The sequence below is a fragment of the Rhizobium herbae genome, assembly GCF_017873135.1.
Lineage (GTDB): Bacteria > Pseudomonadota > Alphaproteobacteria > Rhizobiales > Rhizobiaceae > Pararhizobium > Pararhizobium herbae.
Map to the genome: position 1 here is coordinate 150,666 of NZ_JAGGJV010000011.1, position 25,975 is coordinate 176,640.

General features: G+C 60.1%; 20 protein-coding genes and 1 pseudogene. 17 read left to right on the forward strand and 4 right to left on the reverse strand.

Annotation, left to right across the window (positions count from 1 at the left end; genetic code table 11):
• Window positions 1-37 precede the first annotated feature (37 nt).
• Complete coding sequence (locus J2Z75_RS29410; protein ID WP_234937565.1) at window positions 38-283, reverse strand: hypothetical protein; 246 nt, start codon at window positions 281-283, stop codon at window positions 38-40.
• Between J2Z75_RS29410 and J2Z75_RS25560 the strand changes: the two genes are divergently transcribed.
• From J2Z75_RS25560 to J2Z75_RS25590, 7 genes are all read left to right on the forward strand, one after another.
• Window positions 189-1,028, forward strand: coding sequence for an ABC transporter substrate-binding protein (locus J2Z75_RS25560; protein ID WP_327791302.1), 840 nt, complete (start codon window positions 189-191; stop codon window positions 1,026-1,028). The two genes, J2Z75_RS29410 and J2Z75_RS25560, sit on opposite strands and share 95 nt — an antisense overlap.
• A 66-nt stretch (window positions 1,029-1,094) precedes the next feature.
• Window positions 1,095-1,865, forward strand: a complete 771-nt coding sequence (locus tag J2Z75_RS25565) for an amino acid ABC transporter ATP-binding protein (protein WP_209856225.1) — start codon at window positions 1,095-1,097, stop codon at window positions 1,863-1,865.
• 10 nt (window positions 1,866-1,875) lie between these two features.
• Window positions 1,876-2,532: an amino acid ABC transporter permease gene (locus J2Z75_RS25570; RefSeq protein WP_209856230.1), complete on the forward strand. Its 657-nt coding sequence runs from the start codon at window positions 1,876-1,878 to the stop codon at window positions 2,530-2,532.
• Entirely contained in the window at window positions 2,529-3,182 is a 654-nt protein-coding gene (locus tag J2Z75_RS25575; protein ID WP_209856233.1) for an amino acid ABC transporter permease, read from the forward strand. Before J2Z75_RS25570 ends, J2Z75_RS25575 begins: the two co-directional genes overlap by 4 nt.
• 106 nt (window positions 3,183-3,288) lie before the next feature.
• Window positions 3,289-4,437, forward strand: a complete 1,149-nt coding sequence (locus J2Z75_RS25580) for an Atu1372/SO_1960 family protein (protein ID WP_234937567.1) — start codon at window positions 3,289-3,291, stop codon at window positions 4,435-4,437.
• 1 nt (window position 4,438) lies between these two features.
• Window positions 4,439-5,656, forward strand: coding sequence for an FAD-dependent oxidoreductase (locus tag J2Z75_RS25585; RefSeq protein WP_209856237.1), 1,218 nt, complete (start codon window positions 4,439-4,441; stop codon window positions 5,654-5,656).
• A 411-nt stretch (window positions 5,657-6,067) separates the two neighbouring features.
• On the forward strand, window positions 6,068-6,604 hold the full coding sequence (locus tag J2Z75_RS25590) for an NUDIX hydrolase (RefSeq protein ID WP_209856239.1): 537 nt from the start codon (window positions 6,068-6,070) through the stop codon (window positions 6,602-6,604).
• Between the two features lie 87 nt (window positions 6,605-6,691).
• On the opposite strand, the pseudogene J2Z75_RS25595 reads toward J2Z75_RS25590, so the two are convergent.
• Together J2Z75_RS25595 and J2Z75_RS25600 are read right to left on the reverse strand one after the other, a co-directional pair.
• A pseudogene (locus tag J2Z75_RS25595) lies at window positions 6,692-7,117 on the reverse strand (integrase); the annotation flags it as partial.
• A gap of 448 nt (window positions 7,118-7,565) precedes the next feature.
• Window positions 7,566-10,364, reverse strand: coding sequence for a cation-translocating P-type ATPase (locus tag J2Z75_RS25600; protein ID WP_209856241.1), 2,799 nt, complete (start codon window positions 10,362-10,364; stop codon window positions 7,566-7,568).
• 268 nt (window positions 10,365-10,632) lie between these two features.
• On the opposite strand from J2Z75_RS25600, the gene J2Z75_RS25605 reads away from it, so the two are divergent.
• The 3 genes from J2Z75_RS25605 (at window position 10,633) to J2Z75_RS25615 (ending at window position 16,203) form a co-directional block, all read left to right on the forward strand.
• Window positions 10,633-12,429: an acetate/propionate family kinase gene (locus J2Z75_RS25605; protein WP_209856244.1), complete on the forward strand. Its 1,797-nt coding sequence runs from the start codon at window positions 10,633-10,635 to the stop codon at window positions 12,427-12,429.
• Between the two features lie 242 nt (window positions 12,430-12,671).
• Complete coding sequence (locus tag J2Z75_RS25610) at window positions 12,672-15,083, forward strand: phosphoketolase family protein (RefSeq protein WP_209856246.1); 2,412 nt, start codon at window positions 12,672-12,674, stop codon at window positions 15,081-15,083.
• 202 nt (window positions 15,084-15,285) lie between these two features.
• Window positions 15,286-16,203, forward strand: a complete 918-nt coding sequence (locus J2Z75_RS25615) for a DUF6929 family protein (RefSeq protein ID WP_209856247.1) — start codon at window positions 15,286-15,288, stop codon at window positions 16,201-16,203.
• Between the two features lie 159 nt (window positions 16,204-16,362).
• Here the strand turns inward: J2Z75_RS25615 and J2Z75_RS25620 are convergent, their stop codons facing one another.
• Window positions 16,363-16,803 carry an RbsD/FucU family protein gene (locus J2Z75_RS25620; RefSeq protein WP_209856249.1) on the reverse strand — a complete coding sequence of 147 codons (441 nt, stop codon included), beginning with the start codon at window positions 16,801-16,803 and terminating at the stop codon, window positions 16,363-16,365.
• Between the two features lie 360 nt (window positions 16,804-17,163).
• Between J2Z75_RS25620 and J2Z75_RS25625 the strand changes: the two genes are divergently transcribed.
• From J2Z75_RS25625 to J2Z75_RS25655, 7 genes are all read left to right on the forward strand, one after another.
• Entirely contained in the window at window positions 17,164-18,225 is a 1,062-nt protein-coding gene (locus J2Z75_RS25625) for an ABC transporter ATP-binding protein (RefSeq protein WP_209856251.1), read from the forward strand.
• 85 nt (window positions 18,226-18,310) lie between these two features.
• Window positions 18,311-19,972 carry an ABC transporter substrate-binding protein gene (locus tag J2Z75_RS25630; RefSeq protein WP_209856252.1) on the forward strand — a complete coding sequence of 554 codons (1,662 nt, stop codon included), beginning with the start codon at window positions 18,311-18,313 and terminating at the stop codon, window positions 19,970-19,972.
• A gap of 204 nt (window positions 19,973-20,176) precedes the next feature.
• Window positions 20,177-21,205: a carbohydrate ABC transporter permease gene (locus J2Z75_RS25635; protein ID WP_234937580.1), complete on the forward strand. Its 1,029-nt coding sequence runs from the start codon at window positions 20,177-20,179 to the stop codon at window positions 21,203-21,205.
• An 80-nt stretch (window positions 21,206-21,285) separates the two neighbouring features.
• Window positions 21,286-22,146, forward strand: coding sequence for a carbohydrate ABC transporter permease (locus J2Z75_RS25640; RefSeq protein WP_234937568.1), 861 nt, complete (start codon window positions 21,286-21,288; stop codon window positions 22,144-22,146).
• A 142-nt stretch (window positions 22,147-22,288) separates the two neighbouring features.
• Window positions 22,289-23,269, forward strand: a complete 981-nt coding sequence (locus J2Z75_RS25645; RefSeq protein ID WP_209856441.1) for a sugar phosphate isomerase/epimerase family protein — start codon at window positions 22,289-22,291, stop codon at window positions 23,267-23,269.
• A 56-nt stretch (window positions 23,270-23,325) separates the two neighbouring features.
• The gene (locus J2Z75_RS25650) at window positions 23,326-24,390 is read left to right on the forward strand and encodes a sugar ABC transporter substrate-binding protein (protein ID WP_209856254.1); all 1,065 of its coding nucleotides are present in this window, start codon (window positions 23,326-23,328) and stop codon (window positions 24,388-24,390) included.
• A gap of 65 nt (window positions 24,391-24,455) precedes the next feature.
• Complete coding sequence (locus J2Z75_RS25655) at window positions 24,456-25,973, forward strand: sugar ABC transporter ATP-binding protein (protein WP_209856257.1); 1,518 nt, start codon at window positions 24,456-24,458, stop codon at window positions 25,971-25,973.
• Window positions 25,974-25,975: the final 2 nt, after the last annotated feature.

Sequence of the window (25,975 nt, forward strand, 5' to 3'; positions counted from 1 at the left end):
GATCGCACGTCGTATTTTCAAAGAGAATGTCTGATTTTTAAAATTCAAGCAAGGGAATGACTGTCAGATTTGCAGTCGTCAGATGAGACGTCCGGAGAAGGAAAATCGCCGGATTGGGGAACTCAATAGAAACAAGGATCAAATCGATGACACTTTCTCTTTCGAGAAGGCTGGTGGTGTGCGCGCTCATGGCAGCCGCAAGTTTTCCAGCATTCGCGCCCGCAGCAAAGGCATTCGAACTGGCAGAGGAGAGCAAGTTGACTGTCGCCTTCACCGGCGACATGCCCGGCTCCGGTTGGCAGGACGGCAAGTTGATCGGCTATGACGGCGAAATCATGCAGAAGATCGCCGACAAGCTGGGGCTCAAAATCCAGCCGGCGCTGATGGAATGGTCCGGCACCATCGCCTCCGTTGAGGCCGGCCGCGTCGACGTCATGCTCGGCACCATGGGCTGGACGGAAAAGCGCACCAAGATCATGACGCTGTCGGAGCCGATCCACTATTTCAAGAACGGCATCATGCAGTCGACCAAGACGAACTGGGACAAGCTGTCTGATCTCGAAGGCAAGAAAGTCGGCACCATCACGGGCTTTTCGTTCGTGCCCGAGCTGAAGAAAATCAATGGTCTCGAACTGTCGCTGTATGACACCTCGGACGCTGCGGTGCGCGATCTGATCGCCGGGCGCATCGAAGCCGTGATCGGCGATCCGCCGGTCGTCTCCTATGCCATCAAGCAGAATCCTGACTGGAACATGCAGTTCCTCGCCTTTGCCGACCAGAATGCGGAGTTTCCACTTCTGACCGGCCTTGGGCAGGTGGTCTATGGCATCAACAAGAAGAACGACGACCTGCGCCAGAAGATGGACGCGATCATCGCCGAGATGTGGAAAAGTTGCGAGATGAAGGCGATCGGCGCCCGCTACGGCCTGTCCGCCGATGTCTGGTACACGCCCTCCGGCGACAATTTCCGCGCCGGCGTGGATCGCCCGACAGACTACAAGCTGCCATCCTGCGCTGCAGGCGGCTGATCCGGCATCTCTTGGGCCGCAAGACCAGCGGCCTCCCTTTTGCCAGTTTAAAACAGGGGAACGGCGATGACGGCATTGTTGAGCGTGACGGGATTGCGCAAGAGCTACGGATCGGTGGAGGTGCTGAAGGGCATCGATTTCGAGGTGAAGGCGGGCGAAAAGATTGCGCTGATCGGCCCCTCTGGTTCGGGCAAATCGACTTGCCTGCGCTGCATGAACTTTCTCGAAAAGCCGTCAGCCGGCGACATCCGGCTCGATGGGGAACGGGTGGGTGTCAGGCCAGGCGGGCGAGGTGACAGCGAGCGGATCATGAGTGATCGGCAACTTGCACCGCAGCGGGCGCAGATGGGCATGGTGTTCCAGCTCTTTCATCTCTGGCCGCATCTCTCGGTCCTGGAAAACGTTGCGATTGCGGCCCGCAAGGTCCGGCGGCTTTCCGCTGTGGAGGCCCGCGACCTCGCCATGGAGATGCTCGCCAAGGTGCATATGTCGCATCGTGCAAGCGCCTCACCACTCGAACTGTCCGGCGGTCAGCAGCAGCGCGTCGCGATCGCTCGGGCGCTGTCGCAGAAACCCAAGCTGATGCTGTTCGACGAGCCGACCTCGGCGCTTGATCCGGAACTCGTGCACGAGGTGCTCAAGGTGATCGAGGAACTGGCGGCTGAAGGCCGCACCATGCTGCTCGTCACCCACGAGATCGCCTTTGCACGCGACGTCGCCGATCGGGTGATGTTCCTTGACGGCGGCGTGATCGTCGAAGAGGGGCTGGCACGCGACGTGATTACCACGCCACGAGAGCCGCGCACGCAGGCCTTCCTGAAGCAGATCCGGCATTGAGGGATCTGCAATGAACAGCCTCGACCCATTCCTCATCATCCTTCAGGGCCTCCTGCGAGGGGCGGGCATCACCGCTGTTGTCACCTTCTCCGCTTTGGCTCTCGGCCTTGCGCTGGGTTTCGCCCTTTCGCTTTTCCGGCAGTTCTCCCCTTCAAAGCTCCTTCATGGCCTCATTGATGTCTACGTCGAGTTTTTCCGCAACATTCCGGCGCTGTCGCACCTGTTCATCCTGTATTTCGGGTTGGCCAGCCTCGGCTTCCGCCTTTCCTCCATGGGAGCGGCGATCCTTGGGCTGGGGTTGATCGGCGCTGCGGTAACCTGTGACATTTTCCGCTCGGGGTTCAAGTCGCTTTCGCCTGGACAGACGGAGGCGGCGCTCGCTACGGGCTTTACCCCGCTGCAGACGATCTTCACGATCCTGACGCCACAGGCGATGCGCATCGCGCTGCCGTCGCTCGGCAATTTCGCGGTGCAGCTTCTGAAGGATACCTCGGTGGTCTCCGCCATCGCAGCACCCGAGATCATGTTCTATGCCCGCTCCATGGTCACCTCGTCTTTCCAGACGACGCTCATCTACGCCACGGCCGCCGGCCTCTACCTCGTCATGAGCCTGCCTCTGATGCAGGCGGTGCGAATGCTTGAAATCCGTTACGGGAGGGTGAAATGATCAACTTCTTCCAACCTTACGCCGAATATGGTGGCGAGTGGCTGCCGGTTCTCCTCGACGCTATGCTGAAGACCACGCTCCTGTCGATTTCAGCCTTCGCTCTGGCTGTGGTCTTCGGACTTCTTCTCTGGTTTTGCCAGGCATCGAGTGCCCCGTCGCTCAGGCATTTTGCCAGCCTCTACGTCACGGTGGTACGCGGCGTACCGCTTCTTGCGGTGCTCTTCCTTCTCTATTTCGGGCTTCCCGGCATCGGTGTGACGTTCGATGCCTTCACCGCCGCCATGCTGGGTCTTGCCCTTTGCTTCGCGGCTCAGGTGGCGGAAGTGTTTCGCGCCGGGATGATGGCGATCCCAAAGGGACAGCGTGAGGCGGCGCTTGCTGTTGGTTTCACACCCGGCCAATGCTTCGCCTTCATCATCCTGCCCCAAGTGGTGAGGGTGGTGCTGTCGCCGATGATCGTCACCTTCGTCTCGCTGCTAAAAGATAGCTCCCTCGCCTCGCTGATCACGGTCGATGAATTGGTGCTGACCGGGCGGGCCATGGCGACGGAATATTTCCTGCCGTTGCAGATCTATATCGCCGTTGGGCTCTGCTATTTCCTCGTTGCCTGGCCCTTTTCCCTGCTTTCACGGCGTCTCGCCGTCCGATAATCGATACGACAAGGCCACAATGATGAACACCCACAGCAGCGATGTTCCCGGCAAGCGATCGGCATATAACCGGCTCCCCACCCTTCCGCGCCGGCCCGTGATCCTCATGACGCCCGATCTTCATGAAACCGCAAATGCCGCATCCGAGCGGGAATACGTGGTGCGCGCGAACTATGCAGAAGCCATCACCGAGGCAGGTGGTATCCCACTGATCTTGCCCTATGAGTCGGGAGGCATATCCGCCGCGCTGACCATTGCGGACGGTATCTTGATAACCGGCGCGCGGCCCGGCGCGGAAGTCACGACACATCGTAGCGAATTCGAAAAGGCGCTCGTTCGGCAAGCCCTGGACGTTGGCAAGCCGCTGCTCGGCATCTGCCATGGCATGCAACTGATCGGCGAGTGCCTGGGCGGAACATTTGTAACGGATCTACCCGAGATGGCCGATAGTAGAACGGCGCATATGCCGCACGACATTCCAGACCGTCTCGCCCACGAGATCGCCGTCGAACCCGGCAGTTCCTTTGCCGGCTGGCTTGGTGATGCGAAACTCAGTGTCAACAGCCTACACCGCCATGCGCTCACGGGTTCGGGCCAATTTCGGGTGGTCGCGCGCGCGTCAGACGGCGTCATCGAGGCCTTCGAGGGAGAGACAATCGGCTTTAGCCTCGGCGTCCAGTGGCATCCGGAATATCGATTGACAGCCTTCGACAGATACGTCCTGAAGACCTTCGTCGACCGCGCCGCGTCCGCCTTGAAGTCCGCTGCCGAAGAGTTTTCTCGTGGATCATCCGTATATGACCGGTTGTCGGATCTTGGACTGACCTTGCCGGAAGCATCGGTGCCACCGGGTTCCTTCGTGGGAGCGGTGCGGAGCGGCCGTGTCGTGACCGTGTCTGGTCAGGTGCCGTTGAAGGACGGGAGCGTCGTGCAAACAGGGCATCTGGGAGACGACGTGTCGATCGAGGAGGGGCAGGACTGCGCCCGTTGGGCGCTGCTCAACGCGCTTGCCCAACTGGAGCGGATTGCGGGCGGGCTGGAGCGGGTCAGCGGATTTGTACGGCTCGCCGGTTATGTTGCCGCACGTCCGGATTTCACCCGGCATGGTGCGGTTGTCGACGGAGCCTCCGAATTGCTTCGCGGGCTTTTCCCGGATCGCTGGGCTCATGCTCGCATCGCCGTCGGTGTCTCGTCCCTGCCACGCGGTGTTCCGGTGGAAATCGAATTGACCGCAATTCTCACGGATGAGGACTGAAATGGCGGACATTGCCGTGGTAGGAGCCGGCGTCGTCGGCGTGAGCACTGCCTATGTGCTGGCGCGAGAAGGGCATCGCGTCACACTGATCGACGCCGCCGGAGAGCCGGGTACGTGTGCCAGCGCCGGCAATGCGGCGCAATTGTCATGGGCCTATGGCGACGCCATGGCATCGCCCACGCTGATCCGGCATCTGCCGGCCATCGTGCTCGGCCGCGACCCGGCCTTTCGCATAAGCTGGCAGGCCGATCCCGATTTCCTGATCTGGGGCCTGCGCTTTCTCGCCAATGCGCCGGCCGCACGCTGGTGGGCGAACACGCGCACTATTCTTGACCTTGCGGCCGCCTCCCGTCGGGAATTGGCTGCGCTGCTTGTCGAGACGGACATTTCCTTCGATTATCGGCTTGCCGGCAAGCTACATCTCTACGGCGATGCCGCCAGTTTCCGAGCAGCCCGCGTCACGGTTGACAGGAAGAATACGCTTGACCTGGACCAGCGTATGCTGAACCGGGAGACCGCCGAAGAGATCGAACCAGCGCTGCGCCGTTACCAGGGCGAGATCGCCGGCGTCGTGTATACGCCCGGCGATGCGCTTGGCGACGCGGCCGCCTACTGCCGGGCGCTCACGACCCATCTCGTCCGCGAGTACGGGATGATTACGCTCCTAGGCCGCCGTGTCTGCGGCTTCCGCACGGCAAAAAACGGCAGACTTTGCGCCATCCGCTTTCTCGATCGCGAGGACATTGCGTTCGACTGCGCGGTCCTTGCCGCCGGGCCGGGAGCGCCACTGCTCTCTCACGATGTACCGGAGGCTCGCGCCATTCGGCCGGTGCGCGGCTATTCCCTGACGATTCCTTTGGCGGTCGGCGCGCCGCGCGTCAGCCTCACCGATGTCAAGCGCAAGCTGGCCTTCGCGGCGATTGGCAACCGGTTCCGTGTCGCCGGGCTCGCCGATATCACGGCCGCCGGCGCGGGCTTCGATACCGGACGCTTCGATGCTCTGCGGACGGCCGCATCCTCCGTACTTCCAGAGTTCCAGGTCGCTGGCCCCGACGATACCATCTGGTCGGGAGAGCGCCCAACGACACCCTCGTCGAAGCCGATCATCCGCCCGTCGCGCCGAATTCGCGGACTGTATTTGAACATCGGCCACGGCATGCTCGGCTGGACGCTTGCTCTCGGCTCCGCTCGGCGCGTGGCCGACCTGATTGCCGGATAGTTGTCCATGTGTGGCTTTTACTTCCCGACTTTAATTGAAGCGGTAAGCTCGAAAATCGAGCACCCGGTTTTGACCCAACGGCTTCACGTCGGTAGGGGAGGGGGCGCCTCAAAGCCTGGAGGCCATTGCCAGATTGACCAGAAATCGGTGGCGTCGCCGCCGATATTTCCGGGTTATCTCCGCAGTGGTGAGACCGAACTGCTTGTGGGCATAACGCTCATCGACCTCGCCGGAGGAGGCAAGACGGGCGTGCAGCGGACGCCCAGATTTTTTCTCCCTATCAGCTTCACCCGGTTGGTCCTCGGTCCCGAAGAAGCACTGCTGACTACGGTGTGGACCACTGTCATAAAACAGTCATAAAACATCGCAGGCAATTGAGATAGAAAAGAAAATCTGACACGCTCAATTGTCATGAGGTCAGAGAAGCCAGGCAGGCAGCCCACGGCGGGCAAATCACCGACGCTGCTCCAACAGCTTGCTCGAACCCCGGACAAGCTGTTCGGGAAATCGTTTGGCCAGCAATACGGTGCTCTGTGCTTCCGCTACAAGGAGGATGGTTTTCAGGTCACCGAGATTGAGGTCCTGGTCATCACCTCGCGCGAAAGTCGGCGATGGATCATTCCCAAGGGATGGCCGATGAAGGGCAAGAAGCCCTACGAAGCGGCAGCTATCGAAGCATGGGAAGAAGCCGGCATGCGGGGTAGGGTGAAAAAGAAGCCAGTGGGTCGTTATACCTACCTGAAAGAACTTGCTGACGGCAATGTTGCTTTCTGCATCGTGGATATGTTTCAGATTGAAGTGACAGAGATGATGACCGATTTCAAAGAGCGAGGACAACGCGTTTTCGACTGGGTTAGCCCGAGCGAGGCGGCCCGGCGCGTTCGCGAAATCGAGCTAAAATCCCTGCTGGTCAACTTCAAGCCGAATGCGAGCAAAGCCCGCGGCTGACACCTTCACGGTCGGCAGCCACGTTCCGCGTCGGAAGGCGCGAATGCGCCGATCGGAAAGCAATCACCGGGACAGGGGAGGCGGCCTTCAAAGTCCGCTGGCCTTGGTGAGATTGATGCGGAAGCGCTCACGCCGGCGCTGATACTTGCGGGTCATTTCCGCACTGGCGTGGCCGAGCTGCTCTGGACGACATTCATCGACCTCGGCGGAAGAAGCCAGACTAGCCCTAAGCGAGTGGCCCGAGAATTTGAGCGCGCGCTCGCCCTCGCTGAGGTCATCGCGTACACCGGCGGCAAGGGCCGCCGACTTGACCAGCCCGGCCACCTCCTTGTCATTGAGACGATCGGGTCCAACGTCCTTACCTTCGCCGGTGACCCGGCGGAAGAGGAGGCCTTTGGCCAGCTTGGCGAACTGGATCCAGGTTTCCACGGCGATGACCGGGCAGGTGGCGTCGGAAGAGCCGCGGCCGACCTCCACCTCGCGCCGCCAGCCGGTCTTGCCGCGCACGTCGATTTACTCAATTCCAACGAGACGAATATTGCGCCAAGATCGACGGGAGTAGTGGTCTGCGCTTGAGTTTGATCTGCTGTTATCGGCATGATTGGCCTCCAGAGAGTTTTCTAGCGACCTCACTCTGCCACGGTGCAGGCCGCTACTCACCCCTGATGGGATCTCAAGGCGACGATATTTTTCCGGCTTGTAGGGTGTTTTCGCGGTTGGAGTAGTCTTCTAACCAATATGGTCAGCTAAGGCTTGATTGCCTTATTCCTGTTCTGCCGGCAGTTCCTGCTCCCCAATCCGTCGTCCTGCCGCTCGTGCCCATGTGGACACGCTGCGGATGTTCATCGCCGTGGCGTTTGTGGGTATTGCTGGGATGATCTACGCGCGGCTCGATAATTGGAAGCCGAGGCACATCTCTATCACCACTCTCGGCGCCTGCGGGTGCGTGCGTGGATATGTATCATCTGCCCCAGCGCCGAAGCAGCCATTTGCGGACCTCGCCAAACCAAAGGACGCTGCTGCCGATGGCCACGCAGACGAGCCACTGTTCAAGCGGCAGGGGGACTGTCCCGAACGCCACGTTGAGCGGTCCGAAATTGACGACCGCAATCTGGAGCAGAACTGACAGTCCAATGGCTGCCCACAGCCACCGATTCGTAAACAGATGGCGGAAAGCACTGGTCGTCTCAGAACGTGCGTTGAAGCAATTGAATAGCTGGGCAAGAACCAGGACAGTGAACCCGGCAGTTCGAGCCTGATCAAGGCTCTGCGAACCTTCAATCAGCCCACCCGGCAGGTAAAGATCGATGGTGAGAAGCGTGGCCAGCGCCATTACGAGGGCGATTGCGATCACTCCTCGCCACATGCGCGCGTCGATGGCGCGCTCGTTCACCTTGCGAGGCGGACGCCCCATCACATCGTCGGTTTCCGGGTCGATGCCCATCGCAAGCGCGGGACAGGAATCAGTGACCAGATTGATCCAAAGGATCTGGGTGGCCAGCAACGGCAGCACCAACTCGCCGCCGCCACCCAGCCCGATCACGCCGGCCCCGACGACGCCCAAGAACACGGTCAGAACTTCGCCCATGTTGGACGACAGCAGATAGCGGAGGAACTTGCGGATATTCTCGAAGATGGCGCGCCCTTCGCGCACCGCCTCGACAATGGTGGCGAAATTGTCATCGGCCAGGATCATCTTGGCCGCCTCCTTGGTGACCTCCGTGCCGGTGATCCCCATGGCGACGCCAATGTCTGCTGCCTTCAAAGCGGGAGCGTCGTTGACGCCGTCCCCCGTCATGGCCACTACGCTACCGTCGGCTTGCAGGGCATCAACAATGCGCAACTTATGTACGGGCGCCACGCGTGCATAGACCGAGGTCGTCCGTACCGCAGCCGCGAAACCAGCATCGTCCATGGCGTCCAGTTCGGCGCCTGTCAGTGCCTTCGTCCCGTTTTCGACGATGCCCAGCAGAGCAGCGATCCGCGCCGCAGTGCGTGGATGGTCGCCAGTGATCATCATGACCCGGATGCCGGCGCGGTGAGCAGCCAAAATCGCGACCGCCGCTTCTTCGCGCGGCGGGTCGATGATGCCCACGGTACCGACAAAAATCAGGTCGTGCTCCAGCGTTTCGCTGGATTGCGGGTCTTCATCTGCTTCCAACGGCCGGTAGGCGACCGCCAAAGTGCGTAGCGCCTCGTCCGTCAGTCGCTCCACATCGGCGTGCGCGCGCGTGCGCTGCGCCTCGTCGAACGGGGCCACGTCCATACCAATTCGGATGCAATTGCAGTGCTGCATCAACACGTCGGGCGCGCCCTTGGTGATGAGGATACGTTCGCCCCCGTGCTCGTGATCGAGCTCGATGGTCGACATCATCTTGCGGTCGGAGCTGAACGGGATCTCGCCGATGCGCTCGAAACGTCGCTGGCGGCGGGCCTCCACTCCGAGCTTGCACTCCGCCACAAGAAACGCGGCTTCGGTTGGATCGCCGTGGATCTCCCAGGCTCCGTCTTCTGTCTGCCGCAAGGCGGCATTGCCGGCCAGGCTGCCTCCGCTGAGGACGACGATCTGCTCGGCGCGAAGCGTTCCCTCGGGCGCTACGCCGCCCTCGACCTCCAGGCGGCCTAGCGGCGCATAGCCAACGCCCGTAACGCGGCTGCCGCCCGACGCAGTCATGATCCGCTCGATCGTCATCTCCGACCGGGTGAGCGTGCCGGTCTTGTCAGAGCAGATGACGGAGGCTGAGCCGAGGGTCTCCACCGACGAGAGCGTCTTGACGACGGCGTTGCGTTTGGCCATGCGCTGGACTCCAAGCGCCAGCACGAGCGACAGGATTGCCGGAAGACCTTCCGGCACGGCCGCGACTGCCAGCGATACTCCCAGCAACAGCACGGTGATGACGTCGGAAGGGCTTTGTATATCGGATACCAGCAGCACCGTGGCGACCACGATGACGGCGATGACGACAACGGCAATGCCGAGCGTGCGTCCGATCAGCGACACCTCCTTCTGCAGTGGTGTCGGCTGCTCCACCGTGGCGTCGAGCATGGTGGCGATAGCGCCCATCTCGGTCTGCATGCCGGTAGCGGTGATGACGGCGCGACCGGTCCCCTGAACGACCGCAGTGCCCTTGAAAACCATGCTGGAACGTTCGGCGAGCGGCGCGGGATCATCCAGGGCGGCTGCGTCTTTCAGAACGGCCTCGCTTTCGCCGGTGAGCGATGCTTCCTGCACGCGAAGGCTCGCAGAGAGCAGAAGCCGACCATCGGCGCCAACGGCGTCGCCTTCCTCAAGCAGCAGGATGTCGCCCGGGACCAACTCGGCGCTCGGAATGCGCCTTCGCTCCCCGTCGCGCAGCACTGAAGAGGTCACAGCCGTCATCCGCGCCAGCGCGGCGACGGCGTTCGCTGCCCGTGCTTCCTGCACGAGACCGAGAGTCGCGTTGGCCACGACCACCATGGCGATGACAATCGCATCTACCGGCAAACCCTCCCGGCCTTCGATGAGCCACGCTGCGAAGGCGACGACGATCGCGCCCAGTAGCAGATAAACAAGCGGGTCCCGAAATTGAGCAAGCATGCGTCGCCAGGCGGGCACCGGAGACACCGCCCGCAGTTCATTGGGGCCAAATTCAGCCAGGAGCCTTGCCGCCTTCAATCCGCTCAGGCCGTCCTCGGCATTGCTGCCCAACTCTCGCGCTACAGCTTCGCTTGTCTGCAGCGAATAATCATCGAGTGAAGAAGACCGACTTTGTTCGTTCAAAAGATTATCCTTGCCTCGTGGACTTAACCCACGCTTTGCGCGGTGATCACTGTAGCCAACAAAGTCGCCCAGGGCTCCTTATTCCTCGCGTAGATTGAACACGGCAGTTTCAATCAAGTGTGCTATGGGTTTGCTTCCAGCCGGACGGTCGCCCTCACACCCTGAACAGGAGAGGTGACGACGGCAATCAGCGGTCGTGACCATGTTAGGTTGGAGATCGGGAAACCCCACCGACACTGCGGAGCCGAACTGGTTCGAAAGGCGTTCTGTGAAAATTCTTGTGTTGAACTGCGGCAGTTCCAGCCTCAAAGTCGGCGTTTTCGAGATTGCAGAAAAGGCGGCCGAGATATTCAAAGCGACCTACGAGAAATTTGAGGCCGGGAGCTGTTCCTACAAGATCACCAAGGACGGTGTGGCAGAGACCGGAGAAGCGCCATTTGGCGACATTGCAGCTGTCTTAACGGCCCTTCCGCAAATTTTTGATAGCCATCAAGTGACCCAACTGGAAGCGGTCGGCCACCGGATTGTCCACGGGGGCGCAAAGTTCCAAACCGCAGTGGTACTTGATGAAGCAGCGATTACGGCGATTGAAGCACTGACGCCGTTGGCGCCGCTGCACAATCCCGCAAATCTGCTGGCTGTGCACATTGCGAAGGACGTCTGGCCGCATCTTCCTCAGGTCGCGGTCTTCGACACCGCATTTCATGCCACCAATCCACCGCGTGCAACGACTTACGCCGTGCCGAAGGCTTGGCGTGATGCCGGTCTGCGGCGGTTTGGGTTCCATGGCACCTCACACAAGTATGTGGCTATGCGCGCCGCGGAGGAGATTGGCGAACCGCTGCGTGATCTGCAGATCGTCAGCGTGCATCTTGGCAACGGTGCCAGTGTCTGCGCGGTGAACCGCGGGGAGAGCATAGACACATCGATGGGCATGACGCCGCTTGAGGGATTGGTGATGGGAACACGCTCCGGCGACGTTGATCCGGGCCTGTTTGGATTCTTGTTGCGGCACCTTGGGCTGTCGATCATTGATGTTGAGCAAGCGCTTTATTCCGAGAGCGGGCTCAAGGGACTTACGGGTTCGTCCGACATGCGCGACGTCGAAGATCGGGCCGGCAAAGGTGATGCCGATGCCCAGCTTGCGATCGAATTGTTCGCCTATCGCGCCCGAAAATACATTGGAGCCTATGCGGCGGCGATGGGTGGTCTCGATGCTGTCGTCTTTACCGGAGGCATCGGCGAGAACTCGCCATCAATGCGCCGGCGCATCTGCGATGGACTGGAGTTCATGGGTCTGCGACTCGACCACGACCGCAACCAGTGTGTCGAACTTGCCAACCACGCTGCCCCGCAGATCCAGGCCTATGGCGCCAGAGTGCGGGTAATCGTCACCGAGACTGCCGAGCAGTTGATGATCGCCCGGGAGACGGCCGCTGCATTGGCACCAAAAGCAACAGTGTCCGAACCGATCCCCGTCGCGGTATCGGCCCGTCACGTTCACCTGTCCCGACCAGCGGTCGAGGCCTTGTTCGGAGCTGGATACCACCTAACGCCTGCCATTCCGCTACGCCAGCCAGGCCAATGGGCCGCGAGCGAGCGCGTCGCGCTGGAGGGGCCGAAAGGTCGATTGGAGCGCGTCGCCATCCTCGGCCCTGAGCGTCCCCAGACGCAGATCGAAATTTCGAGAACGGACGGGTTTGCGCTCGGCATTGATGCACCCGTTCGCGACAGTGGTAAGCTGGACGGTACGCCAACGATCCGGCTTATGGGACCCGCCGGTAATCTTGATACCGATGGACTGATTGTGGCCGCGCGTCATATCCATACGAACCCGGATGAAGCCAGACGCCTGGGGCTGGCGGACGGTGTGGTCGTGGACGTTTACATCGGCGACGAAGAGCGCGGGCTGGTGTTCGGCAAGACCCTGGTCCGTGTCGGCGCCAACTCCGTCACCGAGATGCATATCGATACTGATGAGGCAAACGCCGCCGATATCCGCGTCACCGGTGAAGGATCGCTCGTTCCCGATCTTCGCGCCGTCGCGGTGACGAACAGAGATTAGCGGATCTATTGCAGGTCGCTGCTCCGTGCGGAAACGACGGGCACGCTGGAGACGCTCGCCGGCTATGCGACCTCTGGCCGCAAGTTTCATGTCTGTCGCTTCGGCATTCGTCGCGGCCGGATGGACCCAAGGACCGTTTGATGCGTTAGCGTCGATAAAGACGCCAAGAACGGTGCTTCGACTTCGCAGCCGAATCCGCCCCCACCACGCAAATTTTTAGGTCTGCGAAACCAGGAGCCAATATGAGCGATCCCCTGAGTGCATCTGTTGCACCTGAACGTCTTTCGCAGCGCGAATTGCATGACATCGACGCGTACTGGCGGGCAGCTAATTATCTGACGATCGGCCAGATATACTTGATGGACAACCCACTGTTGCGCGAACCGCTTCGGCTCGATCATGTCAAACCACGGCTCCTGGGCCACTGGGGCACATCGCCCGGCCTGAGCTTCATCTACGCACATCTGAACCGCGTTATCCGAGCCCGTGACGAGGGTGTCATCTACGTCTGTGGGCCGGGCCATGGCGGCCCGGCAATGGTCGCCAATACCTATCTCGAAGGCACGTATAGCGAACTCTATCCAGACATCACGCTTGACGAGGCGGGAATGCGGAAACTGTTCCGGCAGTTTTCATTTCCGGGCGGCATACCCAGCCATGCAGCGCCGGATGTCCCCGGCTCCATCCATGAGGGCGGCGAACTCGGCTATGCACTTTCACATGCCTTTGGCGCGGCTTTTGACAACCCGGATCTTATCGTTGCCTGCGTGGTCGGCGATGGAGAGGCTGAAACAGGGCCGCTGGCGGCCGCTTGGCATTCGAACAAGTTCTTGAACCCTGCGCGCGACGGCGCCGTTCTGCCAATCCTGCATTTGAACGGCTACAAGATCGCCAATCCCACCATTCTGGCGCGCATACCTGAGGACGAACTACATGCGCTGTTCATCGGATACGGTTACGAGCCGCTCTTTGTCGAAGGGCACGATCCCTCACTGATGCACGAGCGCATGGCCGTTGTTCTCGACCAGGCCATGGACAAGATTCATAACATTCAAAACGCCGCGCGGGGCGGTTCAGAACATTCCTCACGTCCCAAATGGCCGATGATCGTGTTGCGCAGCCCAAAGGGCTGGACCGGCCCGAAAGAGGTCGATGGGCTGAAAACCGAAGGGTTCTGGAGGTCGCATCAGGTGCCGCTGTCGGGGATTGCGGAAAATCCGAAGCATTTGAAGCTGTTGGAGGAATGGCTGAGAAGCTATCGGCCAGAAGAGTTGTTTGACCCGACAGGCGCTCCCTTCGCATCAATCCGGGAAACGGCGCCGCGGGGCATGCGTCGGATGAGTGCCAATCCACATGCTAACGGTGGTCTTTTGCGCAAGTCCCTCGATCTCCCCTCATTGCAAGATCATGCAGTGGTAGCTGGGCAGCCGGGGTCCATGAAAGCCGAATCCACAAAAGCGATGGGCGATTTCCTGCGCGCCGTGGTGAAGCTTAACGACGTAGCCAAGAACTTCCGGATCGTCGGTCCCGACGAGACCGCGTCTAACCGGCTTCAGGATGTCTTTCAAGTGACAGAACGCGCGTGGATGGAAACGATCCTTCCGGAGGATGTACATCTCGGCCGGGACGGCAGAGTTATGGAAATCCTGTCAGAGCACACCTGCCAGGGCTGGCTGGAAGGCTACCTCCTCACCGGCCGGCACGGGCTGTTTTCCTGCTACGAGGCATTCATTCACATCGTCGACTCGATGTTCAATCAGCACGCGAAGTGGTTGGATGCGTGCCAGGATATTCCATGGCGCAGACCCATCTCGTCGCTGAATTATCTGCTTTCGAGCCATGTCTGGCATCAGGAACACAACGGTTTCAGCCATCAGGATCCAGGCTTCATCGATGTCGCCCTCAACAAGAAGGCAGACATCGTGCGCGTCTACCTGCCGCCGGATGCGAACACACTGCTCTGCGTGACCGATCACGTCCTGCGCACCTGGAATCGCATCAACATCATTGTCGCGGGCAAGCCGCCGTCCTGGCAGTGGCTGTCGATGGACAAGGCGGTCGTTCATTGCCGGGCGGGAATAGGCATCTGGGATTGGGCTTCGACGGGGAATGTAGGCGAACCCGACGTCGTATTGGCGTGTGCTGGCGACGTTCCAACGTTGGAAACGCTTGCCGCAGTGCAGCTCCTCAAGGAGCTTGCTCCGAATCTGGCCATCCGGGTCGTCAACGTCGTGGATTTGATGACGCTCCAGCCGAAAGAGCATCATCCGCATGGCCTCTCAGACAAGCAGTTCGACGCGCTGTTTACCACCGACAAGCCAGTCATCTTCGCCTACCACGGCTATCCCTGGACGATCCATCGTCTCACCTATCGTAGAACCAATCACAACAACATCCATGTGCGCGGCTACAACGAGGAAGGCACGACGACGACGCCCTTCGACATGACTGTGCTGAACGGCCTCGACCGCTACCATATCGTGCATAGCGTGCTGGACTGGGTGCCGGAACTGAAAAGCATCCGCGTGGGATTGAAGCAAGTGATGGACAGCAAGTTGGTTGAGCACCGGGCGTATATTCGAGCGCACGGCCAAGACATGCCGGAGATCCGCGATTGGCAGTGGGTGGATGAGCGCGCGTCGAAAAGTGGTTGAGGCGTTAGGCTCGGAAGGGTACCCGCGCATTCTTTAGTGGACGCCTTTTGACCGCACCGAAGGCGCATAGAGCGGTGAGTGTGGAAAGAACCGTGTGGGCAAAACAGGTAGAGGCTGCCGGACATCCCGATCTCGGCAGCTCTCGTCCAATCCGTGCGGGAAGCGCTGGAGCTGTTCAATTCAGCCTGATAAGACACAGCAAATGATCTCCCTTACCAAGAAGCGCGAACTCAACATCTCAGCGACGATTCCCAGCGCGCAGCCTTCACATATAAGCGCTGCAAGCGGGCTCGTGTGCATCGGCCCTATTGCTTATGTTGTCGCTGACGACGAACTTCACCTCGGTGTATTTTCCACAAGCGTCCCTGAGCCCGGTCGACTGATCCGGCTGTTTGAGGGTGCGTTGCCCGATATCAAGGATGAGCGAAAGCGGCAGAAGCCAGACCTCGAGGCGCTCGTCCTCGTTCCAGCTTTCCAAGGTTTTCCGCATGGCGCCCTCCTGGCTTTCGGATCGGGATCAAGGCCGAACCGTTGCCGCGGCGCTCTGCTCAGCCTCGACCGGCTTGGTGCGGTCTGCGGTTCGTCTCATGAACTGGATATGTCCCCTATTCTCGGCCCGCTTTACGATGCGTTCGCTGAACTCAACATCGAGGGCGCGGTTGTCGTCGGCGGCGAGTTGCGCTTGTTCCAACGCGGCAACAAGCGGCACCCCGACAATGCGATCATCCGTTATCCGCTTTCGCCAGTCCTCGATGCGTTGCAGAGCGCGCACGCCGATCCCATCGACCCATCCGCCATCAATCGGCTCAGCCTTGGCTTGATCGAAGGCGTTCCCTTCTGCTTCACCGACGCAGCGTCTATGCCCAACGGTGACATGGTTTTCTGTGGCGTGGCGGAAGATACCGAAGATGCTTATCGCGATGGGCCTTGTATCGGGGCTGCCATCGGGATCATCGGCAACGATGGGCATCTGTTCTCCCTGCAGCAACTTGACCGGCCATACAAAGTGGAGGGCATCAGTGCTCGGCTGGATGGCGATCGACTGGATCTCCTGCTTGTCACCGATGCGGACGATCCCGCCATGCCGGCGATGCTGCTGTCCACATCGATCGCGATATAGCTCCAGCTTCTAAAAAAGCGCTGAGCGCTGCCCTGCGGTCACGGCAACAGCCGCTGGTTTCATCAGGAGCCTCTGGATTTGCACGGTCAATTCAGGCCTCGCTCGGTTCGATGGAAGAGGGGGTCAGCGGTTCTAGTTCTATCAAGGCGGTCAGTTCGACTAAATGACACCTTTGCTGAAAATAAAGCACCCGTATGGTCCCGGGTCCGAGGTTCTGACAATTGCGAACGAGTTTTTTGCAGCCTCGTAAAATGCGAAGCGTTCCAATGCGCCCATCTTGATCGGCCGCGCTTCCGCTCGATCGACAACCGTCTGCATCGCGGAAAAGATTGGGATTTGCTTTTCCGGGTCGCCCACAACCTGCATCCGTTTCACGGGGGCTTCGACGAATGTGTCGAGCGGAAAAAGCTTGAGGATTGCTTCCGCTGTCCGCTCAAGACCGCAGCCAGAGACGTCAATGAGGCGGCCGTAGGTGGTGTGCTGGGCGATGGTCTGGGCGGGATGGTTGACATCGCACAAGACCAGCTGGTCCCCGTGTCCCATCAGCATCAACGCATGGATTAGTTCAGCGTTGATGACCGGATCGATTCCTTTTAGCACCTATTACCTCCCTTAGATGCGGGCGTTATCTTCACGAAGTACATGTTTATCGTGATGTTTGCAAATCCTGCTTTGAGTGATGCGCAGTGCATCTCCATCGGACAGTAGGCCGGACGCGCTGACTTTACCGAGTATCACGTGGAAAAAGCAGGGAGAATGAGAGGCGGAATAAAATAACTCCGAACCTGTTGATAAATTACTTTACAACAACACGGTATTGTGTGAAGTTTCTAACAGAATGATGTCCCTCCCAAGGTGGACCGGACGGTGGCGGTTGTTGCCGGATGCGACAACCGCCACCTCCTTCCGGAGGGACGATCAAACGTCGTGGGGAGCGCGACGCACCGGGAGGAATTCGCATTGGCATCCATGGATATCGTGAACGTCGGCAAAGCCTACGGAAGCCTGACCGTTATCCACGGGGTTTCGGTGGAAATACCCGATGGCGAGTTCGTGGTCCTGGTCGGCCCTTCGGGCTGCGGCAAATCCACCCTTCTGCGCATGGTCGCGGGCCTGGAGCCGATCACGTTCGGCGATATTCGCATCGACGGCCAGGTGGTGAACGATCTGCCACCAAAAGATCGCGACATTGCGATGGTGTTCCAGAGCTACGCTCTCTATCCCCACAAGACCGTCGCAGAGAACATGGGCTTCGCATTGAAAATGCGCGGAGAGCCCAAGGCGGATATCGATGACCGTGTGAAGAAAGCGGCCGAGATTCTCGATCTGGTTCCCTATCTCGCACGCTATCCGCGTCAACTCTCCGGGGGGCAGAGACAACGTGTCGCCATGGGACGGGCGATCGTGCGCGATCCAAAGGTTTTTCTGTTCGACGAACCGCTTTCCAATCTGGATGCGAAGCTGCGGGTGCAGATGCGCGCGGAGATCAAGGAATTGCAGCGGCGGCTTGCGACCACGATGATCTATGTTACCCATGACCAGGTCGAGGCGATGACGATGGCGGATCGCATCGTCGTGCTGCGGGACGGACGCGTCGAGCAGATCGGTTCACCGCTCGAACTTTATGACAAGCCGGCCAACACTTTCGTTGCCGGTTTCATAGGCTCGCCGTCGATGAACCTGCTCAAAGGCCACATCCGGACGTCCGGGGCACGCTTTTTCGAGACCGACGACGGTATCCGGCTGCCGCTCGTTCGCGCACCGGAAGGCTCTGACGACCGACCCGCCTTCTACGGCATCCGGCCGGAGCATTTCGCACTTGGCGGCGAAGTGACGGCCAACGTCACTGTCGTGGAGACGACGGGATCAGAGACGCAGGTCTTTGCCCGGATCGGCAACCAGAAAGTCATCGGCGTCTTTCGCGACCGGGTGGAGGACCGATCCGGTCAGCCGATGGCGATGACGCCAAACCCGGCATCCGTGAATCTTTTCGATCTGAAAACCGGATTGCGGCTCGATTGAGAGCCGCTTCGCCGATGCTCTGCGACGCAGGGGCTCGGCCGATACCCATCACGTGTGGTGATTTGTTCAACGGGAGGAGTGAATTATGAAAGTCAGTGATTTCGAAAGAATGATGGCGATCGGCCTGAGTCGCCGCGCCATTTTGAAGACTGGCGCCAGTCTGGGGGCTCTTGCCGCCGCCGGCACCATTCTCGATGCTGTCGGCAGCGCCAGCGCGCAGGACGCGTCCTTGCGCAGCCAGATCCTGCGGATTCCCGGCGTCGGCAAGGGTTCGCCGACCGATGCGGATTGGCAGAAGGTCGGGGAACTGTGCCTCAATGCGACCAAGAGCAATGTTGCGCAGGGGGAATTTGCCGGCGTCGCACTGTCTTTCATGGGGCTCAACAACCAGAATCTTCACAATGTGATCTTCCGCGGCTTCCTGAAATCCTGGGAAGACTACACTGGCGCCAAGATTTCGTGGATCGATCTGGCGCAGGCGGATTACAATCCGCGTTTGCAGCAGGCCATCGCCACCGGCACGGTGGATTTCGACATTCTCGAAATGGGCGCGCCGTTCGAGGGTGACGTCTGCGGCAAGGGCCTTGCATCCGAGATGCCGGACTGGGTCAAGGCCCAGATCGACATGGACGACTATGTCGACTACCTCAAGGCGCCGGTCGGAACCTGGGACGGCAAGACGTATCGCATCTCGGTTGATGGAGATTGCCACAACTTCAACTACCGCGCCGACTACTTTACCGATGCCGGTCTGGCAAAGGCCTGGAAGGACGAGGGGCACGAGGGCGAGTGGGGGGTGCCCAAGACCTGGCAGAAGGTTCAGGAAGTCACCAAGTTTCTCAAGGGCAAGACGATCGGCGGCATGGAAGCGATCGGCTATCTCGATGCGCCGAAAGCCTGGGGTGGATTCGGCTTCTATTTCCTCGGCAGCCGCGCCACCGCCTATGCCAAGCATCCGGACGACAAGGCCTGGCTCTTCGACGTTGATACGATGAAGCCGCGGATCAACAACCCGGCCTGGGTCCGGGCCATTCAAGACGTGATCGACGCGTTGCCGTCGGAGTCTGGCGATCAGCTCAATGCCGACCCTGGCACCACCGCTTTCCAGCAGTTCCTGGCTGGTACCGGATCCATGGTTTCCTGGTGGGGCGATGTCGGTTCGGGCGCGCGCACCAGCGACACGTCGGTGATCGGCGACAGTGTTGCCTTCGATATCCTGCCTGGTTCGGATGACGTCTACAATTCGAAGACCGGTCAATGGGACAAGCTGTCGAGCGGTCCGAACCACGCCCCGAACATGGCCTACCTCGGATGGGGCGTTTACGTCATGGCCCGGGTCGACAGCGACGAAAAAAAGAAGAAGGCAGCCTGGAGCGCCGCCGCCCATCTCGGCGGCAAAGACCTGGCTCTGTGGATGGCGGCATATCCGTCCGGCTTCCAGTGCTATCGCAAGAGCCAGTTCGACACCAAGGAATGGGTCGAGGCTGGCTACGACGAGGCCTTCATCTCGAACTATCTCGCCTCGCAGTCGAACTCATACAACCACCCCAATGCTGCCATCGAGCCGCGCATCCCCGGCATCTTCCAGTATTACAGCGTCGCGGAAGACGAGTTGGCCAAGGTGTTCGCAGGCCAGATGACAGCCCAGGAGGGGGCGGATGCGATTGCCGTTGCCTGGGAGAAGATCACCGATCAGCTGGGCCGCGACAAGCAGATAGCCCTCTACAAGGCATCGCTCGGCGTCTGAGCCTGAGGTCAATCGCCTCAAGGGCTCACCTGCGGGGTTCCGGCGGCATGATTCTCCCATGTCGCCGGAACCGCAGAGACAATTTTCAAACTTCGGCCGTGAGGGTCTGCTGCCATGTCTCAGTCAATGACGCTGGTCACGAACGAACCATTTGCAGTGCGCCGTGCTGCCCCTGCCGGAAAACATGTCCTGCTCGGCAGGGCTATGCTGGCGTTCGCGACCATCACCTTCCTGGTGGTCCTGGCGCTTCAGTCGCTCGATGCCATGGGCGTCATTGCGTTGGGCTTTGAGAGCTGGCGCCCTCTGCTCTACGTCTATCTCATCTGGGCGGTGGTCTTCGGCGTATCCCAGGTGATGATCCGCGGCGAGGCGGGCGAGCGTGCGGCCTTCGTCCTTCCGGCGGTTCTTTTTACCGTCGCCATGGTGATCTTCCCGACAATCTTCGGCCTCTACATCGCGTTTACCGATTGGAACCTCAGTGCGGTCGAGGGACGACGCTTCAACGGTCTCGACAATCTGCGCACACTTCTGGCGGATACCTATTTCTGGAATGCGCTCCTGAACATGGTCTACTATGTTCTGGCGGTTCTCGCCCAATATGCGATCGCCTTCGGCCTGGCTCTTCTCCTCAACGCGGAGATCAAGGCCCGCAAGTTCTTCCGCGTCGCTTTTCTGTTGCCGTTGATGCTGAGCCCGGTCGCCGTCAGCTGGATGATCGGCAAATCGCTAATGGAGTACCGCTTCGGTCCCGCGGCGACGCTGGCACGCTATCTGGGCTGGGACAATCCCGCCTTCTTCTCCACCCCCTGGCTGGCGCGGTTGTCGATCATGGCCATGGATGCGTGGGTATCCATTCCCTTCATGATGGTTCTGCTGCTGGCAGGCCTGCAGGCATTGCCTGCGGAAATCAAGGAGGCGGCGCGCGTCGATGGCGCCACTGGCTGGCAATCATTCAAGGAAATCACCTTCCCGCTGATGCTGCCGGTGAGCATGACCGCCTTGATCCTGCGCATCATATTCGAGCTGAAACTTGCCGACATCGTCATCAACGTCACGGCAGGCGGCCCCGGTGGCGCGACCGACACGGTATCGAGTTTCATCTTCCGGGAATACCGGGACCGTTCCAACGTCGGCTACGGCACCATGCTCGCCGAAGTCTATCTCGTCATCATCATCGTTTTCGTCGCGCTCATCCTGAAATGGGCAAGCCGGTGGATGCAAAGAACAAACTGAGGGCTGACACGATGTCGACAGCACATGAGGCAATACGTCCAGAAACGCCCGCACGTCGTAGCTTCGCGGTGCCCGGCTTCATGACGCGCAGCATGTTGATCTATGCCGCCCTGGTCTTTTGGGCCTTCGTTTCCCTGTTTCCGATCTACTGGACGGTAACGACGTCGTTCAAGACCGCGGTGAACGTGACCCAGGGCCATCTCATTCCCTTCGTGGATTTCACGCCGGACTGGAAAGGCTGGCGTTCGCTCGGCCTGTCGCCGGACACGATCTTTGAGCAATCGACCGTGCGCGACGAGTTCATGCGCCGGTTCTTCAACAGCATCGTCGCGTCGGCAGGCGCCTCGCTTCTCGCCGTTGTCATCGGATCGCTCGCGGCCTACGGCCTGAGCCGGTTCTCCTACAAATTCCTCTGGATGCGCAACAAGGACATCTCCTTCTTCTTCCTGTCGCAGCTCATCCTGCCACCGGTCGTGCTCGCGATGCCTTTCCTGGTTCTCTACAAGCAACTGATGCTGCTGGACTCGCTTGTTGGCCTCATCCTGGTCTACACGCTGATGGTGCTGCCGATCGTCATCTGGATCATGCGCGACCAGTTCGACACGATCCCTTTGGAGCTGGAGCAGGCGGCGCTTGTTGATGGCTGCTCGATCTGGGGCGCGTTCCTGCGGATTGTGCTGCCCATTGCGCTGCCCGGCATGGTCGCAGCTTTCATCCTGTCCGTTATTCTCTGCTGGAACGAGTATTTCTTCGCAGCTCTTCTGACCAGCACCGATGCCAAGACCCTGCCGGTGATGGTCGCAAGCCAGACCGGATCGCAGGGTATCAACTGGTGGTCCATGGCAGCGATCGCCAGTGCCGCCATTCTGCCGCTCGTGCTTATCGGCATATTCCTCGAGCGCTACATCGTTAAAGGCCTGACGGCGGGCGCGGTGAAATAGCACAGCGTCTCCTTCGCCGACCCAGGACGAGCATGACTGCACGAATGGTGCGCCGCACAACATTTCATAACTTTACAAAATATTATTATTATGTGAAGTAGACCCCAACACCAAATGATGTGAGCCTAGTCCAGTGACCCCATTGAAATTCGCCACCCGCCTCAACTCCTTTGCCTCCCGGCCGCAGGCCGAATGGCCTGATCTTTCCGGGAAGCCGAGTGTCAAGCAGATGGTCTCCCGTGCTGCAAAGGTCGATGGATTGACGGATCTCGATCTCAATTATCCCGATCACGTCTCCGAAGACCCGCGCGAATTGGCACGGCAGATCGGGGACATGGGCCTTGCGATCAACGGCTTTGCGATGCGTTACTACACCAATCCCGCTTTCAAGATTGGCGCCTTCACCAACCCTGATGCAGCGGTTCGCCGTGAAGCCATCGACCTCACGAAGAAGGGCATCGACGCGACCCGTGAGGCCGGCAGCAATCTGATGACCATCTGGCTCGGGCAGGATGGGTTCGATTACGCCTTCCAGGCCGACTATGCAACCTTGTGGCAACACGAGATTTACGGAATTCGTGAAGTTTGCGAACATGATCCCGATTGCCAGATCAGCATCGAGTACAAGCCGAACGAGCCGCGCTCCTACAGCCTGATGCCTGACTGCGCCACGACGCTGCTGGCCATCAAGGAAATCGGCCTCCCCAATCTTGGCGTGACGTTGGACTTCGCCCATGTGCTCTATGCCGATGAGCAGCCGGCCTTCGCGGCGGCGCTGATAGCGCGCTACAGCCGTGTTCTCGGCGTCCATCTCAACGACGGCTATGCCAAGCGTGACGATGGACTGATGGTCGGCGCCGTTCATACACAACAGACGATCGAACTGCTGCGCCAGATCCGCAAGGACGGTTATGACGGCGCGATCTATTTCGACACATTCCCGGATATGACCGGTCTCGATCCGGTCCACGAATGCGAGGTGAACATCCAGACCGTCAAGCGCATGCTTGACGTCGTGGACCGCCTTGAGCAGGACAATCGCCTGTCTGGTGCGATTGACCGTCAGGATGCCGTCTCCGCCCAGTCCATCATTCAAGAAGCGATGCTTGGCGCGAGGGCTTGAACTCCAACACCGCAGCACGCCGGACGGCGTGTGAATTTCACACTCGGGAGGAACCGATGAAGACATTTTTGAAGACGACCGTTGCCGCAGGTCTGGCCGCCAGTTTCCTGTTCAGCGCCGCCGTCGCGCAGGAACTTGCACCACTCAACTCCGACACCGAAAAGGACCGCATGGACTGGTCGCAGCTTGAAGCCAAGCTCGGCGCCTTCCCCAAACCGCCGGAAGGTACCAAGGCTGGTGCTGTGTCCAAGACTCTGACCAACGAATACTGGCGCTCGCTGGGTGAAGGTTACACGAAGTTCGGCGACAAGGCCGGCGTGCCGGTGGTCTATCAGGCAGCGCAAAGTGAAGGCGACCAGCTCGGTCAGCTGACCATTGCCGAGGGGCTGATCACCCAGGGATACAATGTCCTTTTGGTCTCGCCGCAGACCGATGCCAACCTGCAGCCGGTGATCGAACAGGCGAAGGCTGCCGGCATTCCGGTCGTCAACGTCAACGATGCCGTCATTCCGCAGGCGGAGCACTATGTCGGCAACGTCCAGCGCGACAACGGCGTGCGCGTGGCGAAATGGTTCATCGAGAACCGTCCCGAAGGCGGCAAGGTCGCCATCGTCGAGGGCCAGGCCGGTGTCTACGCCGCTGTCCAGCGTACGGATGGGTTCAAGTCGACGATCAGCGAAGGCGGCAAGTTCGAAGTCGTCGCCAGCGTTCCGGGCAACTGGGATCGCCAGACATCCTATGACGCCGCCACCAACATCCTGCAGCAGCATCCCGACCTGATCGGCTTTTATGCCAACAATGACGGCATGGCGCTCGGTATCGTCGAGGCAGTCAAGGCAGCCGGCCTTCAGGACAAGGTTGCCGTGTTCGGCACGGACGGCATTTCCGATGCCTATACGTCGATCAAGGCTGGCGAGTTGACGGGCACCGTCGACAGCTTCCCGGTGCTGACCGGCGAGGTTGCTCTTGAAGCCGCCTTGCGTCTTGTTGCCGGCCAGAAACTGCCCCGCGTCGTCGCCACGCCGCAGGCGCTCATCACCAAGGACAATGTCGCCCGCTACCAGGGCGAGGGCGTCGACGTCCGTGCCGTGCTGATGGAAGACGCAGCTGCGGCGAAGTGATCGCCAACTGATAAGAATGCCGGCCATTCTGGCCGGCATCTCTTTGCCGATGGAGGGGTGACGCAATGACACCTAGACTGAGATTCGAAGCGATATCCAAGAGATTCCCGGGCGTGAATGCATTGTCCGACGTGTCCTTCGACGTCGCACCCGGCGAAATCCACGGGCTTCTCGGCGAAAACGGCGCGGGAAAGTCGACGCTGCTGCGCATTCTGTCAGGCGTCTTTCGCCCAACCTCCGGGTCCATGTTTGTCGACGGCGAAAACGTCTCCTTTCGCAAGCCGATGGACGCCCGTGGTGCCGGCATCGCCATGATCCACCAGGAACTGCAGCAGGTACCGCATCTGAGTGTCGCGCAGAACATGTTCCTTGGCCATCCGCTGACGACCGTGGGCGGGCTGTTCGTCTCGAGACGCGAGCAGGAGCGGCGGGCTGCCCAGGCATTGTCGATGATCGAACCCGGCATCGATCCTGCGGCCCCGATCTCTTCGCTCAAGGTGGCGCAGCGCCAGATCGTCGAGATTGCCCGGGCATTGCTCGACCGCGCCAGGATCATCGCCATGGATGAACCGACATCCAGTCTGACGCCAAGTGAATTCGAACGACTGGCCGAGGTCATAACGAAGCTATCGGCCAGTGGCGTGACGATTATCTATGTCTCGCACAAGATGGACGAAGTGTTCCGCATCTGCCAGCGCGCCAGTGTCATGCGCGACGGCAAGCTTGTCGGTGCGGTGGATGTACAGACGGCTTCCCATCAGGATGTCATCACAATGATGGTGGGGCGCGAGCTAATGCAGGAGCAGCATGTCTCACACGCGACCGCGACGGTGAAACTCGAGGCGCGGGGGCTCTCGTCGCTGACGAAAATCAGGGATGCATCGTTCAAACTTCACCGTGGTGAGGTTCTCGGCATCGCCGGGCTTGTCGGATCCGGCCGGACGGAACTCCTGCGCCTTCTGGCCGGAGCTGACAGACTGACGGCAGGCGCGATCGACATAGATGGCAAAACCGTGAACCTGCGCAATCCCCGGGATGCCATTTCTGCCGGCATTGGTCTCGTTCCGGAAGAGCGCAAGCGGGAGGGGATCATCCCCGTCCGCTCCGTCACGATCAACATGGCACTTGCCTCGCTCGGAAGCTTCTCCAAAGCCGGCATCATTCAGGGCGGCAAACTGCGCAACACGGCTGAGGACCTGCTGCGCCGGGTCAATCTCAGGCCTTTCCAGTTGGACAGACCGATCCGGCTCTTCAGCGGCGGCAACCAGCAGAAAGCGATCATCGCCCGCTGGCTGGCAAGCAAATCGCAGATTCTCCTGTTCGACGAGCCGACCCGCGGCATCGATGTCGGCGCCAAGGCGGAAATCTATCACCTGATCGAGGCGCTGGCCGCCGATGGGCATTCCATCGTGGTGGTCTCTTCCGAACTGCCGGAAGTTATCCGGCTTTCCGATCGTGTCCTTGTCATGCGCGACGGCCGGATTGCCGCGGAGATCGCGCGTGCCGACCTCACAGAAAGCGCCATCGTGGCGCATGCTATTCCCGGTGCAAACACCGGCCGCCCGCCAGCCCCGGCCGCCTAGGC